The 13,782-nt window shown below is 43.6% G+C and carries 16 protein-coding genes and 1 pseudogene; 10 read left to right on the plus strand and 7 right to left on the minus strand.

The genetic code is table 11. The features are described from left to right. From KIV40_RS03460 to metA, 3 genes and pseudogenes are all read right to left on the minus strand, one after another. The coding region (locus KIV40_RS03460) for a transposase (RefSeq protein ID WP_285347973.1) at positions 1 to 108 on the minus strand (108 nt) is incomplete at its 3' end. A 78-nt stretch (positions 109 to 186) separates the two neighbouring features. After that, positions 187 to 423: pseudogene (locus KIV40_RS03465) on the minus strand (type IV pilus biogenesis/stability protein PilW); the annotation flags it as partial. A 149-nt stretch (positions 424 to 572) separates the two neighbouring features. Continuing rightward, positions 573 to 1,514: a homoserine O-succinyltransferase gene (metA, locus tag KIV40_RS03470; RefSeq protein ID WP_005433939.1), complete on the minus strand. Its 942-nt coding sequence runs from the start codon at positions 1,512 to 1,514 to the stop codon at positions 573 to 575. Positions 1,515 to 2,680: 1,166 nt separating this feature from the next. Here metA and KIV40_RS03475 point away from each other — a divergent pair. Both KIV40_RS03475 and KIV40_RS03480 read left to right on the plus strand, forming a co-directional pair. After that, positions 2,681 to 3,082 carry a hypothetical protein gene (locus KIV40_RS03475; protein ID WP_021017700.1) on the plus strand — a complete coding sequence of 134 codons (402 nt, stop codon included), beginning with the start codon at positions 2,681 to 2,683 and terminating at the stop codon, positions 3,080 to 3,082. After that, entirely contained in the window at positions 3,082 to 3,579 is a 498-nt protein-coding gene (locus KIV40_RS03480; RefSeq protein ID WP_228173887.1) for a GNAT family N-acetyltransferase, read from the plus strand. Before KIV40_RS03475 ends, KIV40_RS03480 begins: the two co-directional genes overlap by 1 nt. Before the next feature lie 646 nt (positions 3,580 to 4,225). On the opposite strand, the gene KIV40_RS35580 is transcribed toward KIV40_RS03480, so the two are convergent. Next, positions 4,226 to 4,375 (minus strand): hypothetical protein, encoded by a 150-nt coding sequence (locus KIV40_RS35580; protein ID WP_375164809.1) that lies wholly within the window; start codon positions 4,373 to 4,375, stop codon positions 4,226 to 4,228. A gap of 206 nt (positions 4,376 to 4,581) precedes the next feature. On the opposite strand from KIV40_RS35580, the gene KIV40_RS03490 reads away from it, so the two are divergent. Beyond that, the gene (locus KIV40_RS03490) at positions 4,582 to 4,914 is read left to right on the plus strand and encodes a multidrug efflux SMR transporter (RefSeq protein ID WP_005534982.1); all 333 of its coding nucleotides are present in this window, start codon (positions 4,582 to 4,584) and stop codon (positions 4,912 to 4,914) included. 70 nt (positions 4,915 to 4,984) lie between these two features. Here the strand turns inward: KIV40_RS03490 and KIV40_RS03495 are convergent, their stop codons facing one another. Further along, positions 4,985 to 6,412 carry an APC family permease gene (locus KIV40_RS03495; RefSeq protein ID WP_012128124.1) on the minus strand — a complete coding sequence of 476 codons (1,428 nt, stop codon included), beginning with the start codon at positions 6,410 to 6,412 and terminating at the stop codon, positions 4,985 to 4,987. A 329-nt stretch (positions 6,413 to 6,741) separates the two neighbouring features. On the opposite strand from KIV40_RS03495, the gene KIV40_RS03500 reads away from it, so the two are divergent. Continuing rightward, positions 6,742 to 6,879 carry a hypothetical protein gene (locus KIV40_RS03500; protein ID WP_012128123.1) on the plus strand — a complete coding sequence of 46 codons (138 nt, stop codon included), beginning with the start codon at positions 6,742 to 6,744 and terminating at the stop codon, positions 6,877 to 6,879. A gap of 57 nt (positions 6,880 to 6,936) precedes the next feature. On the opposite strand, the gene KIV40_RS03505 is transcribed toward KIV40_RS03500, so the two are convergent. Then, positions 6,937 to 7,566 carry a LysE family translocator gene (locus KIV40_RS03505; RefSeq protein ID WP_045401778.1) on the minus strand — a complete coding sequence of 210 codons (630 nt, stop codon included), beginning with the start codon at positions 7,564 to 7,566 and terminating at the stop codon, positions 6,937 to 6,939. 430 nt (positions 7,567 to 7,996) lie between these two features. Here KIV40_RS03505 and KIV40_RS03510 point away from each other — a divergent pair, with 430 nt between their 5' ends. The 4 genes from KIV40_RS03510 to KIV40_RS03525 all read left to right on the plus strand — a co-directional run bounded on the left by KIV40_RS03510 (position 7,997) and on the right by KIV40_RS03525 (position 10,606). Then, on the plus strand, positions 7,997 to 8,944 hold the full coding sequence (locus tag KIV40_RS03510; RefSeq protein WP_285347955.1) for an LpxL/LpxP family Kdo(2)-lipid IV(A) lauroyl/palmitoleoyl acyltransferase: 948 nt from the start codon (positions 7,997 to 7,999) through the stop codon (positions 8,942 to 8,944). 101 nt (positions 8,945 to 9,045) lie between these two features. Continuing rightward, the gene (fos, locus tag KIV40_RS03515; RefSeq protein WP_285347956.1) at positions 9,046 to 9,444 is read left to right on the plus strand and encodes a fosfomycin resistance glutathione transferase; all 399 of its coding nucleotides are present in this window, start codon (positions 9,046 to 9,048) and stop codon (positions 9,442 to 9,444) included. Between the two features lie 10 nt (positions 9,445 to 9,454). Continuing rightward, positions 9,455 to 9,976, plus strand: a complete 522-nt coding sequence (gene thpR / locus KIV40_RS03520) for an RNA 2',3'-cyclic phosphodiesterase (RefSeq protein ID WP_258471426.1) — start codon at positions 9,455 to 9,457, stop codon at positions 9,974 to 9,976. A gap of 57 nt (positions 9,977 to 10,033) precedes the next feature. After that, a complete protein-coding gene (locus KIV40_RS03525; RefSeq protein ID WP_285347957.1) occupies positions 10,034 to 10,606 on the plus strand; it encodes a hypothetical protein in 573 nt (190 codons plus the stop codon). Positions 10,607 to 10,655: 49 nt separating this feature from the next. Here KIV40_RS03525 and KIV40_RS03530 read toward each other — a convergent pair whose 3' ends face one another. Then, positions 10,656 to 12,128: a carboxypeptidase M32 gene (locus tag KIV40_RS03530; protein WP_285347958.1), complete on the minus strand. Its 1,473-nt coding sequence runs from the start codon at positions 12,126 to 12,128 to the stop codon at positions 10,656 to 10,658. A 416-nt stretch (positions 12,129 to 12,544) separates the two neighbouring features. On the opposite strand from KIV40_RS03530, the gene KIV40_RS03535 reads away from it, so the two are divergent. Beyond that, a complete protein-coding gene (locus KIV40_RS03535) occupies positions 12,545 to 13,180 on the plus strand; it encodes a LysE family translocator (protein WP_012128116.1) in 636 nt (211 codons plus the stop codon). After that, complete coding sequence (locus KIV40_RS03540) at positions 13,180 to 13,746, plus strand: hypothetical protein (RefSeq protein WP_012128115.1); 567 nt, start codon at positions 13,180 to 13,182, stop codon at positions 13,744 to 13,746. The genes KIV40_RS03535 and KIV40_RS03540 overlap by 1 nt, the downstream gene beginning before the upstream one ends. Positions 13,747 to 13,782 lie beyond the last annotated feature (36 nt).

Below are 13,782 nucleotides of genomic sequence, written 5' to 3' on the forward strand. Positions count from 1 at the left end.
AAGATTGTATTTCTGAGCTAACTCAGCGACAGTTTTATCACCTCTAGCAGCATCAAGCGCCACCTTAGCTTTAAATTCGGGTGAGTGGTTTCTACGTTTTCTAGTCATAATCTGTTCCAGTATTTTTAGGTACTATACAAACAGATCAATCACTTAAAGTCATGTCCGAAAATTGGGGGCCACTTCTGAGAGCTGAGCTCGGTAATAGCTTGGCGCGTGGGTGAGGGCTTGCTGGAGATTGTCGTGCGCTCTGATCATGCTACCGCTTTCCAAGTAACCTAAGCCTAGAGCGATTCGAGACTCTGCCATTGAGACAGGATCTGCTTTGACGACAGGGCTGTTGCCTTCTTCATTAACGGTTACACACCCCACCAAGCCTAATTGACTTGCTAATACCAACGTACTGAGTTTTCCAAACTTCATATCCATGCACCACATCCCTGATTCACAAAGCATGATATGAATTCCGATGCAAAAGCCTAACGAGGATAAAACACTATGCGATCAGGTTGGCAAACTGACGTAAAAAAGCCGCCAGTTGGCGGCTTAGTTCACACTCTAAAATCAGGGAGTTAGTCGTCTTTTGTGAACGCATCCTCGCTGAAATGATCCAGGTCATACGGCGTTTGTTGGTAAACACAGTAGTTAAGCCAGTTAGAAAACAGCAGGTGTCCATGACTTCGCCAACTTGCGCATGGTGGGTTATCCGGATTGTTATTTGGGTAATAGTTGATTGGAATTGCTGGCTCCATACCTTCACCTAGGTCACGAATATACTCGTTGTGTAATGTGTGTGAGTCGTATTCCGGGTGACCAGTAACAAACACATTCCTTTTGTCTTTTGTTGTTGCCAGGTAGGTACCAGCAACATCAGAAGTCGCGAGGATATCAAGGTCAGTGTGTTCTTCTAAAAACTCAGGCGAAAAATCAGCGTAACGTGAGTGTGGTGCTAGGAAGGTATCATCAAAGCCACGCAAAAGAGGGTGGTATTGATGATGGATCTTGTGATGGTAGACCCCCGATAGCTTCTCTTTACGTGTTTTCTTTGGCAAGTTATACAGCAGCTTCAACCCCGCTTGTGCCGCCCAGCACACGTACAGTGTTGAAGTGACGTGATGTTTTGCCCACTCCATAATGGTTTTTAAGTGATCCCAATAAATCACATCTTCAAACTGAACCAAACCCAATGGCGCACCTGTAATAATGAGTCCATCGAAGTTTTTACCTTTCACCATCTCAAACTGACGATAAAACGTATCTAGGTGCTCTGTTGGCGTATTCTTACTTGGTCGGTTATCGATTCGTAGCAGCTCCACATTCACTTGAAGAGGGCTGTTAGAAAGTAGGCGCAGAAACTGAGTTTCTGTCTCAATCTTCTTTGGCATCAAATTGAGAATAAGCACTCGCAATGGACGGATTTCCTGACTTGCCGCTCGACTTTCGCTCATCACAAAGATGTTCTCTGTCCTTAATACATCGCTAGCGGGTAACTGATCTGGAATTCTAATTGGCACGGCTTTCTCTCCCTAAGCTTTACTTTTTAGACGTCTATACATCTAAAGCTACCCCAATTGCCTACGGATGTCGATACGAAATGTGACTTTGAACTCGATTTCTTTCCAAATGGCTAGCACATCTAAAGTTTTAATATTTTGAACATATAGCCAGTCAACAAAATATAACACTTATAGATATTTTATTGTCCTCATCTCTTTTATTAGGAAATCATGAAAAGAGCGCTGATTTTTAATAATTATAAATATATTTTTTATCTTCGTAATTGTACTTATATTCCAAGAGTTAATCTGATATTTTTCATTGTAAAGATTTGTTACAGTTTTATTTCACTTTTATGGAGTGCCGTGTTTTTTAAAACATATTTAATTGAGTTAATTAACTGAGTTCTATTGAAATAATAAGTTTTATAAATTAGAGTTCATGCACCATTAAACGAGGGTGGTGATTTCGTTGTGCTTTCAAGTGGAAGTCCTAGGTAATCGTTTCTTCGTTTGTGGTTAAGGTATTGTTTTAATTTTGGTTTGTATGGATTTGTATGATGTTGTCTTTAGAGTATTACAGCATGTTGTTTTATTGGGCCTGTAATCTTTAAATCATATCAGTGAACTCTATTAACCTTATTAAAATTAAGATTTATGAGAGTTTCATAAGTCATGTATATTGCCGAACCGATTGAATAATTAATATTAGAATAAAGTTATATTAAGTACCGTATGCATCATTCATTAACTCGTCAGTTGTTAGTGGTAAGGTTTATTAAAGATGGTGGCAAGGATATTAAAAATAATATAACCAACTATCCTTGTTGATGCAGTTAAAAATCATCTTGTTGACGTGGACCTAAAAAAGCCCAGCATTATGCTGGGCTTTTTTTATGTGTGTAATTACCCGAGCGAGCATTTACCGAAGTGAATGGTCCAGTTAACAACACGGCAGCGTGAGCCGATACTTTTCTGGTTGCATGGAAAACCCAATCAGCAGGATGTGATTACGGCAAGATTTCTGAGTACATTTTTGTGTAACGGATATGGTAGCGTTTGAAGACGATTATGAGATCGAGTTAGTATAAATTTTGAGCCCAAATACTAATAAAGAGACTCATCGGCTCGCCAGCACGTCTGTTAGTGCGTTGTTTGGCTCATTACCGTCAGTGGAGGACATTATGTTTGGCATGTTTAAAAGAAAAGAGACCATTCAGAGCATCGCACATCAGGTGCCTATCGTGTTACTTAGAGAGTTTGGTGATAAAGACGTTTACCTACCGGATGAAGTAGACAAAGCGTTGACTGAACTTGGTCACGATAAACTGAAAGACAAGGCGCGTTATCAATACGCTTACGGCATGTTTACGAGCTTGGCGAGTTATGAGCAGTTAGGTTTAACCGAAGAGTTAGGCAATTACGGCTATTTCCAGAGAGAGGTAGGTAAAATGCTGCTTAACACTCCAGAGCCGATCGATATGCACATCTACTTCGAGCTTGCGCAGCAGCATCGTTTTAGCCAGCCCAGTTCTGATGTAGCAGGTGAGGCCAGTGTTGTTGATAGCGTGGATGGGGGCTACTAGTGACAGAGCAAACCTTCCAAATTCACTTTCTTGCAGATTTTCCAGATGAGTCTTACGTCATTGCACGTTGGTACTTTGAAGAGTGGGCTTATACCGTCCCTGGTGTTACGCCCGCTCAAGTTCATGAAAAAGTCTTGCTTAAGGCCAACAGCCGACACGAATTTCCACTCGCATTTGTTGTTCATGATGAAAACAATAAGCTTGTCGCGACCGCAGAACTTAAGATCAGAGAGAACATCGACTTCCCAGAATACGAACATTGGTTAGGTGGTGTATATGTAGAGGATTCAGCTCGGGGTAAAGGCTATGCTGCGGCGCTAGTGGCCCGTGCTCAAAACCATGTTGCTCAGCTTGGTATTCCCAAACTGTTCCTACAATGCGAACAACATAATGAAGCTTTATATTGGAAATATGGCTTTCGCCCTTTACATCACGCTCTACATAACGGCATTCAAACTACCATTATGGTTTGGCAGTCATCACAGTTAGATTTTTAAATCATCGTTTCTCTCTTTTAGCGCAATTTAAATACCCTATGAGCGCCTGAGTGCATATCTTGGCGTTGATCAAAAATGTGCCACTTTTTGTCTCGCTTTTATTCAACTTGTTCAATACTCATTTGAAGTTCAGTGTCGAGTTTTGGAATCAAGATCATGGAGAGCGATATGAGAAAGTGTCTCAGCGCGATCACGCTTTTAGGGTTAGTCGCGTGCAGCCTGTCAGATGATATTTACATGGAAGGTAGAACACTTTACTTCAATGGAGAGATAAGTACAGAAAAGGTTAGAGAAGCCATAGAGCTTGCTAATGTTCAGCCGGACGGTGTTGTTGCACTGATGATAGACAGTGATTCTGGCGAATACCGACCAGCCATGGAGCTTGGTCGATGGCTTTACAATAATCAAGTTCATCTCATTGTTAATGGCACGTGTGCGTCTGCTTGTGCTAATTATGTGCTTACTGCTGCGCCAAGTACTTTGGTGATGAAAGGTTCAGAAGTGTTGTGGTTCGGCGGTGCGCTGAAAGATGAATGGGACACTGATGGCTTCGACCAAGAAGAACTTGAACAATGGCAGCAGTCACTGACCTTATGGCGACAACATGAAGATGCGTTTTTTGCCTTGGTCGCTGTGAATCCAAAGATCACCATGTTTGGGCACCTAAATAAGCGCGAGAAGTTGCAAAAGGCTGGATGCGATACGAGCAAAGCGGCTTGGATGTACCACATTGATGACATGCAAAAGTTGGGGCTGAATAATATCGTTTATGCGGATCCAGAATCTTTGTTAGCAGCTCGAACGGATACGTCTGCCTGTGTGATTAACTTGGAAGAGACTGACCTTTAATCACGATTATTACGCTGGCGTAAATGTGAGTTGCATCACTTTTTATAGCGCACTAGCGGATTTTGATTATAATGCGGCCCTCAGAGATTCGATATGTCATCGAGTTCAGGTTAATTGAGCGTTGATTGCCTTATGTTCAAAATGCTTGTTTCTATGCCTCCACTGGTTGCTTTATCTATAGCTATCGTGTGTGAGGTGATTGCGACTTCTTCTATTCCTAAGACAGAACAGTTTACCAAAATGATGCCAAGTACAGTGGTTATCATTGGCTATGGTATCGCTTTCTTCCTACTGTCTGTAACAGTAAAAAGCATGCCTGTTGGTATTGTTTATGCGATTTGGAGCGGGGCGGGGATTGTACTTGTAGCAGCTGTCGGTTACTTCCTGTACGGACAAAAGCTCGACCTTGCTGCGCTTGTTGGTATTGGCTTCATCCTCACTGGTGTGATGATTGTGAACTTGCTGTCTAAGACGGTTGGTCACTAACCTATAAATTCCAAACACAAAAAAGCCGCGATTCGTTCGCGGCTTTTTGCTACCTGATGAGAGGGATGAACTAATTCACCATTACCTCAATCAACTGACCTTGTCGGCGACGTTTGCGGTTTCGGTACATCACGGCCCCAATCGCTGGCAAACTAAAGGCAATGAAACCAAGAATCAATGCATAAGCACCTGTCTGAGCGCTTATACCTGCCGGTACATCGAATGAAACGAAGATGGTTACCAGACAGCTCATCAAACCTAAAGCAGCCACCAACATCATGCCAAACTTGCCGCCAGGCACGCGGAATGGACGTTCAATATCCGCATGTTTACGACGTGAAACCAAGAAGCTGACGAAGATACAGATGTACATCACCATGTAGAGCTGAGTCATGAGAATGTTCAATAGCCACATGCCTTGGTTTACGTTTGGTACCAAGATAAATACCAAAGAGAGCACGCTGACGATGGCACCTTGCAGGAGTAGCAATGGAACCGGCGCTTGGTTCTTGTTCTCTTTCGATAGCGTCAAAGGCATGAAGTGGTCTTTTGCTGCAACATGCAAGCTCTTGGTCGGAGCAATAATCCAGTTGTTTAGGCTCGCTAAGCTACCAAATACAATTGCTAGAGCGATAACTGGCAGCATGAATGACATGTTCAAATCATCAAAGAAGGCTTTGAACGCCAGTATCACGCCTTCACTCAAGCTTGAATGATCGCTGGATACTACGGAAGAGATGGAAAGCGAACACGCGGTCAGAGATACCAGAATCAACACGGTGGAAGCGATCAGTGCTTTTGGGTAAGTCTTTTGCGGATTATCGACCTCACTCGCGTAAGAGGTGGTGATCTCAAGCCCAGTTAGGGAAAGCACAACCGCAGTAAAGCCCGCACCAATACCGTCTTGTGAGAAATCAGGCAACCAGTCAGATGCATGACGAAGTGAAATATGTGATTCGCTTGGGTTGGTATAAGCCCAGTAACCACCTAAACCGATGATCAGCAGGATAGGGAAGATAAGCCCCAAAGTGCCAAAGACGTTGGTAATGAGGGAGGACAAACGCAAACCAAATATGTTGACTAAGGTCAGTGCCCAGAAAATCACATTAATCATTATCAACATGAAGATATTGTTCTGTGCCAGTTCAGGAAAGAAAGGATACGCGCCCGTCGCAACAATAAAGGAAATGAGCGGTGGATAGTAGACGATGTTCTCTGCGTACTGATACCACACAGTCGCAAAACCAAAGTTTGGCCCAAGGGTCTCTTTACCCCATAAGTACACACCGCCCTGTTGCGGGTAAGTGGTGCTCAACTCTGCACAAACTAATGCGGTTGGAACGAAGAAGCAAAGGCCTGCCAATAAGAAGAAAGAGATGGCGTGACTACCAAATAAGGCGGCACCCGGAATGTTCCTTATGCTGTCGACGGAAGTAACCGTAATCATGATGACAGAAAAGACACTGAGTTTGACGGCGGATTTGGCGATATTGCTCATTCGATACCTTTAATGATCGAGCCACGAGCCTCGGATGGAGAGCCCGCGTGCTACAAGTAAGACGGGCGTATTGTAGGGCTGCGAGAATCTGTGGGTATATAGCCAAAAACGGTATGTATTTACCCAAAAATGAAGCGAAATGCCAATGGTTTATTCGTAATCAATTTAAACGTTTGCTCTGGTTAAAAAACGCAAAATCGATTTAAAAAATGCATATTAAAAACGTGTTTATAGCGAATTATTTATTATCGGAAATCTAGAAATTGATGGGAAGCTAGCCAAAGTTTGACTCTGACCTTGGGGGAAGGTCTAGATTAAGAGCAGTTAGCGTGATTCAGAAAGTGGAGAAAACCATGGGATGTTGTAATCAAGCGCCAAAGGGTGGCACTGGCAAGCTCTCGTATTTGTTGGGGTTAGTCGCTGTGTTGTTTGTTGGGATCTTGTTGTTAGCCGCTGCTTTTGGCTAAGCCAGAGACAATAAAAAACACGCTCGTGGGCGTGTTTTTCGTATCTTTAGTCTGGCTTTAAAAACGGGTATTAGCTAAACCGATGCCGAAGAAAATAAACAACCCCCCACTTACGTAGTTCAGCCACTTGCTTGTTTTCGAAGAAGTGAGCATGGCCTTAACCTTAGTGGCAAAGAAAATCACAAACAAAAACCAACTAGCAACGATGCTTGCCTGAAGAGCACCCAACATGATGCTTTGCTCGAGAATATGTTCAGGTTGCACAAACTGAGGGAAGATAGAGAGGTAGAACAACACGATTTTTGGATTAAGCAGGTTAGTCAATAGTCCCTTAACAAAGGCTTGCTTGAGAGTCTGTTCCTCGATTTTACGGTCGAGTTTTAACTTTTGATCTGCCAGTTTAAGCCCACTTCTTAGGTTATTGATGCCCAACCAAATTAAGTATGCAACACCCATCCACTTTAATATGTTGAACGCCAGCGCTGATTGTGAAAGCAACAAGCTCAACCCTTTTGCGGAGACAAAAGCGTGGATCAGAAAGCCAAGTGCCACACCGAAAATATTGGCAATAGCAAAGCGACGACTCTGCGTAAGTGCGGTAAATAAAATGAGCAATGCGTTAGGGCCGGGAATAATGGCCAAAAAGAAGACGATTCCGCCAAAAGCCAGCAAGGTGTCGAAGTTCATGGAGGTTCCAATTACAGCAAAGGATTGGCATCAATGATTAGTTAGCGAGACTGTACACTTCTGAATGGAGAAAAACAAACGTTTACATCGAGTAGTGTTATTAGAAAAGGGAGGGCCATATCATCGAGGGTGCAAACCTGCACCCAAAAGAAGCCAAGCGCACTTTTCTCCCTATGATTTGATTCTTCCTATTCTCTTCTTTTAGCAAAATAGTTAGCAATTTGTTTCAATTCGACGAATATCACGCCCTTTTTGTTCAACTTGATAGTGTCCACCGCAATCTCAGAAAGTTCTTATTGTGTAACGTATTAAAGCGCCATATAATCCGCGCGCTTTAGTTTTTGTAATAAGTACAGCCAATGGTAACTGCTATTCGCATTTAGCGTTGTTTTTAAGGATTAATAAGACGATTTCGTCTGATGACACATTCATGAATAAGCACACAGCACCAAAATTCAAGGTAGAATTTTTGGCACCTCGCTACTGGGGCACATTGATCATTATTAGCATCATGTACCTTCTTAGCCTCCTCCCATTTCGTGTACAACTCGCGCTAGGAAGCAGAATTGGTCGTATTGCAATGCGATTAATGAAAAAACGAAAAGTCACGATCAAACGTAATTTAGAGCTGTGTTTTCCAGACATGAGCCAACAAGAGCGTGAGGCGATTTTAAAAGACAATATCGATAACGCGGGCATCGCCTTGTTTGAGACCGCCATGGCGTGGTTTTGGTCAGACAGACGTGTGGGTAAGCACGTAACGATTGAAGGAATGGAACATATTGAAGCGCTAGAAAAACAAGGTAACGGCGTTTTAATGTTAGCGGTTCACTCAATGAACCTAGAGCTAGGCGCTCGTGCGTTTGGTATCAAAAAATCGGGCTCCGGGGTTTACCGACCAAACAACAACCCATGTTTTGATTACTTTCAATACAAAGGACGTTCTCGTTCGAATCGAACTTTAATCGATCGTAAAAACGTTAAAGGGATGCTTGAAGCGCTCAAAGCGGGGCATCGTGTATGGTACGCACCAGACCATGATTACGGTACTCGTCGTTCTACGTTTGCGCCTTTGTTTGCAGTAAAGCGCGCTTGTACCACGACGGGAACCAGCTTGCTGGTGGATGCGACGGATTGTGCGATTGTGCCGTTTACCATGGTTCGCGAGAGCAATGGCCAATACAAGTTAACCATCAGTGCTCCAGTGGAGGGGTTCCCGAAAAACGACCCAGATCAAGCGGCCGTGTTCGTGAATAAGATTGTCGAGCAGTCCATTATGGCGAGTCCGAGTCAATACATGTGGCTACATCGCCGTTTTAAAACACGACCGGATGGCGAATGCTGTTTGTATAAACCTAGACTTGCTCCGGCAATGTAAATACCAAGCCCAGACATTGTTCTGGGCTTTCTTTTATCTGTCGATTCAATTCTGCATAGTTGTTTGCCACAATAGCGATGATGAATTACCAAGGACGAGTCATGCTGACAGGATTGAACCACATTACGATAGCGGAGAGTGATTTAGAACGGTCGCTAGCGTTCTATACTAAAGCGCTCGGTTTTAAAGGGCATCTAAAGTGGAAGCGCGGTGCGTATCTCTCATTGGGTGACCTTTGGCTTTGTTTATCGGTCGACAAGCCCGACGAAAAACATGATTACACCCACATTGCTTTTACTGTTTCACAACAATATTTTACTGACTTTACCAACACACTTATCGAGTTGGGTATTCGCCAATGGAAAGAGAATAAAAGTGAAGGGGATTCGTTATACATCCTTGATCCTGATGGCCACAAGTTAGAAATCCACACTGGCGATTTATACTCGCGATTAGAGAGCATAAAGCATCAACCTTATGAAGGGTTAGAGTGGCTTTAGGAGTGTGCAGATGAGATTATTTTTCGCGCTTACCTTTGATAAAACAAGCAAGTCAAAGCTCAAGCAAATTCAAGAAAAGCTAAAACAGCATGGGATAGTAGGGCGATATACTCGCAAAGAAAACTTCCATATTACTTTGGCTTTTATTGGTGAATCGACACAGGAGGAGTTTGAGCAACTAACGAAGATTCTTCACAATCTGAAGTCTTCTTGCAAACGGATTACTGTGGACCATCTAGGTTCGTTTTACCAAAATGGCAGACAACTAGCGTGGTTGGGTATTGAAGACAATCGTGCTGTTACCAATCTGCAAAATGAACTGATAGAAGCATTGGAACAGGATGGCTTCGCGACGGAGTCACGACACTACGTTCCGCACATTACATTAGCTCGTCATATCGATAAGCAAGCGCCATTAGATGATGTAAAGATCTCACCACTGCCGTTACCGATTGACGCTATCGCACTAATGGAAAGTAAAACGGTAGAGGGTAAATTGATTTATCGAGCAATTGCAGAAGTTGCTTGTTAGTCGTCAGGATAAAATTTACGTTATTGATCGTGTTAGCCAGAGCTAGGGAGGTAGAGAATGGAAACTCTGAATTATCAGATGGATGGTGAATCAGTGCAGGCGCTGCGATCCATCATAGGACTAGAATGTAAAGTGATGATGAGCAGTGAGGGCTCTGGCTTTGAATCGAATACAGTGACGAGCCTGTCTCCTCTATTTTTCCAGATACCTGCCGGTTTTATTGAGTTAAGCAACGATTGGTATACCAGCCCTCAAGGGCATGACTTTCATTTGCCCATTGCAAGATTTATTCATGAATTGAATCCAAAAGACGTTAAGGCATGGCTACTGGAGGGCGTAAAGCTTTTCGAAGCATCTAAGGCAATAGAACTTATAGAGGTCTTTAGGTTACGCAGTCGTAAAGCAGTAAAAGAAAACTTTACTGATAAAGTCTTTGTCCCTTCTTCAGAGGTTGTCATTTATGACTTTGGCTTCAACATTGTATTTGTTGATGGTGATTGTATCTCGATCAAAACGGAAGACGATTCTATCTTAGGTGAATGGCTTATTTCTAATGAACCGATAGAGCCATATCATGTTGAAGATATTTACGAGGAAACGTTAGAAGCTCGAATCAGGATAACAAGCTAATAAAATGAGCAGCACTGGGCTGCTCATTCTACTTTTGCTTTCGCTACTATTATAGGTAACTGTTTTCTAAGTGCGTTTTAAAGTGTTTTGCGTTTAGCACTTCACCCGTTGCTTGTGTTACCAAATCATCGGTCGAGAACAAGCTACCTTTACTCCAGATGTTGTCTGATAGCCAAGTGAAGATTGGTGATAGGTCACCGGAGCGAATTGCGCCGTCTACGTCAACCGTTTGCTTCATCGCTGCCATAAACTGCGCTGCATACATCGCACCTAAGGTGTATGACGGGAAGTAACCGAAGGCACCATCTGTCCAGTGGATATCCTGCATACAACCATTTTTGAAGTTACCTTCAGTTGAAAGACCCAAGTACGCTTTCATCTTTTCGTTCCACAACTCTGGAACGTCAGTGTGATTGATCACGCCGTTCATTAGGTCGCGTTCAATCTCGTAACGTAGGATAACGTGAGCAGGGTAAGTCAGTTCGTCAGCGTCTACACGGATGAAGCCTTTCTCCACGTGAGTATAAATCTTCGACAAATTGTCTTGTGCAAACTCTGGACCTTCAAAGTGGTTAGATGCCAGACGTGCTAAGTGCTCTACAAACGCTTGGCTACGACCAACTTGCATTTCGAAGAATAGAGATTGAGATTCATGAATGCCCATTGAACGAGCTTGACCAGCCATTGTACCAGCCAGCGATTTTGGCAAACCCTGCTCGTAACGAGCGTGCCCCGTTTCATGCACGATGCCCATCAAAGATTGCACGAACTCTTTTTCATCGTAGCGAGTGGTAATACGGACATCCGTTGGTACGCCACCACAGAATGGATGGACACTTTCATCGAGGCGACCGTGTTCAAAGTCGAATTGAAGCAGCTTCATGACTTCCAGGCCCAACGCTTTTTGCTTCTCAGTAGGGTAATGGCCGTTTGGCAGCAGAATGTTATTGCCTTTTTGCTTTTCAATGGCGTCATCAATCATGGATGGGAGCCACGTTTTTACATCTGCGAATAGCGCATCTAGAGATGCCGATGTTGTGCCCGGTTCGTACAGTTCTAGCATTGCATCATATGGCGATGTACCAGCCGCTTCCGCACGAATTTGCGCTTCTTCCTGAGACAGTTTTACCACTTCAGCCCAGTTTTTTTCGAAGCCCGCCCAATCGTCGTTACCACGTTGGGTGCGCCATGCGTGTTCACATTTAGAACCTGCGAGCGATTGCGCTTGCACCAAAGATTCAGGAAGCAGGTTCGCTTGCTGCCAATCGCGCTTCATTTCACGTAATACGGCTTGATCTTGTGTTGATAATGACTCTTCTTCTGCTTGTGCAAACAGGTCACCTAAATGAGGTTGAGTCATAAGAGAATGCATATGCACCTCTAGTTCAGCCATCGCGTTAGAGCGGGCTTCTGCACCGCCTGCTGGCATGACGGCAGCTTGATCCCAACCTACGATTGCAGATAGATGGCCAAAGTTAGAGACTTTTTTTGAATGTTCGACGAGTTTTTGAAATGCGCTCATGTGACTACTCTTTGTTATGTTCTTTCCTTAAACGCCCCAAACGGGGTCCTTGAACTTGATGTTCGTATCTCTCGACACCGATGCAGAGAAAAAGGCAGCATCAAGGCAATGTCGATAGAGAAGTGTGTCTAATTTACTATTTATTAACAAATAATGCAGGTCTATTGTGCACAAATTCAGGCACTTGTATAGATAAGCGAGAGGAGCTTAGCGGTGTGATGGGTTGGCAAAGATACTCAATGTGCTTGAGTTCATCGCTTTAACATGACAGACCTTTTGTCCAAACTCTCTACGGTTTGAGCGAGCTCTCATCTCGACACAGTGTGACTTTCAACGACTTAGATCACAAAAGTTGCTTGCGCATTAAATGTTTTGACGGTATTGATGTGGAATGCTTAATCACTTATTACAAAAATATGGATATTTTGAATTTTGAGGCATTTTTGATTGCCATTACGATTTTGACGCTCACGCCGGGATTGGACACCGCATTGGTAATTCGTAATACAAGCCGTTCAGGCCTTAAGGACGGCTGTACAACTAGTCTGGGAATTTGCTTTGGTCTATTTGTTCATGCACTGTTTTCAGCGATCGGGATTTCTGCCGTTCTGGCGCAATCTGCTGAGTTGTTTCAGATGGTCAAAATGGTAGGCGCAGCTTACTTGATTTGGCTGGGGCTAAGCAGCTTGCGCGCATTGATGAAGTCAAGCAGTGGTATTGCTGTCTCTGAGCAAGCGCACCAAGCATACAGTGGTAAACGTGCATTCCGTGAAGGCTTCCTTTCTAACGTTTTAAATCCGAAAACGGCGGTATTTTATCTCGCATTTTTGCCCCAGTTTGTAAATCCTGAAGGCTCTCCACTGCTGCAATCTATGCTGATGGCATCGATTCATTTCATCATTGCGATGGTGTGGCAATGTGGCTTAGCTGGCGCATTGAACTCAGCAAAAACACTGCTGAAAAACGCAAGTTTCATGAAGTGGATGGAGGGGGCTACGGGGGCTGTACTCGTGGCGCTTGGTATTAAACTACTTGTAGAAAAACCAGCCTAATGCGTGTTCTTATCCGAATTGTCATTGCCTTATTTATCTTTATTGCTCTTATGCTTGGCGTTGTTGCTTGGAAGACGGTACCTCAACTGAACTTCGCTGAAAAAGGAATGAGATGGGATTGGCATTGGTCTTATTTTGAGCCGTTTTCAAATGGCATTCAAGCCACGCGAACGCAGGACACAAAACAGCTGTTGCTACGACGCGTTTATTTGCAAGAGTCAACGGCGGTGTTTGTCGGTACCACGCTAGACAATAAGTTTGAGATTGATGTCGTTAACCAGGAGCTGTGTGAACCAGAAAGCAGTAAATGGGTTTCGGTCTCTGTCAACGGTCAGCCTATGTCTCATGTCCCTATGGTGTGTGAAGGTTCGGGAGAGAGCTACATTTATCGCTTCGTAGGTAACAAGCTAAGAAGTTTAGAATTTGGCATTGATGACCACTTCATTAGAGAGGACTTCAGCCAATGGCCGATTTCGGAAATCAAGGCCGATCAGTTTAAGCAACAACACTCTGCATTCTTTAATAAGCAAGGTGAGGGCGAAGAGCATCAATGGCTAAGAGATTAAACTCTAGATGCTGAGCTTCTATCTGACGCTGAATAC

The sequence above is a fragment of the Vibrio sp. D173a genome (assembly GCF_030248475.1).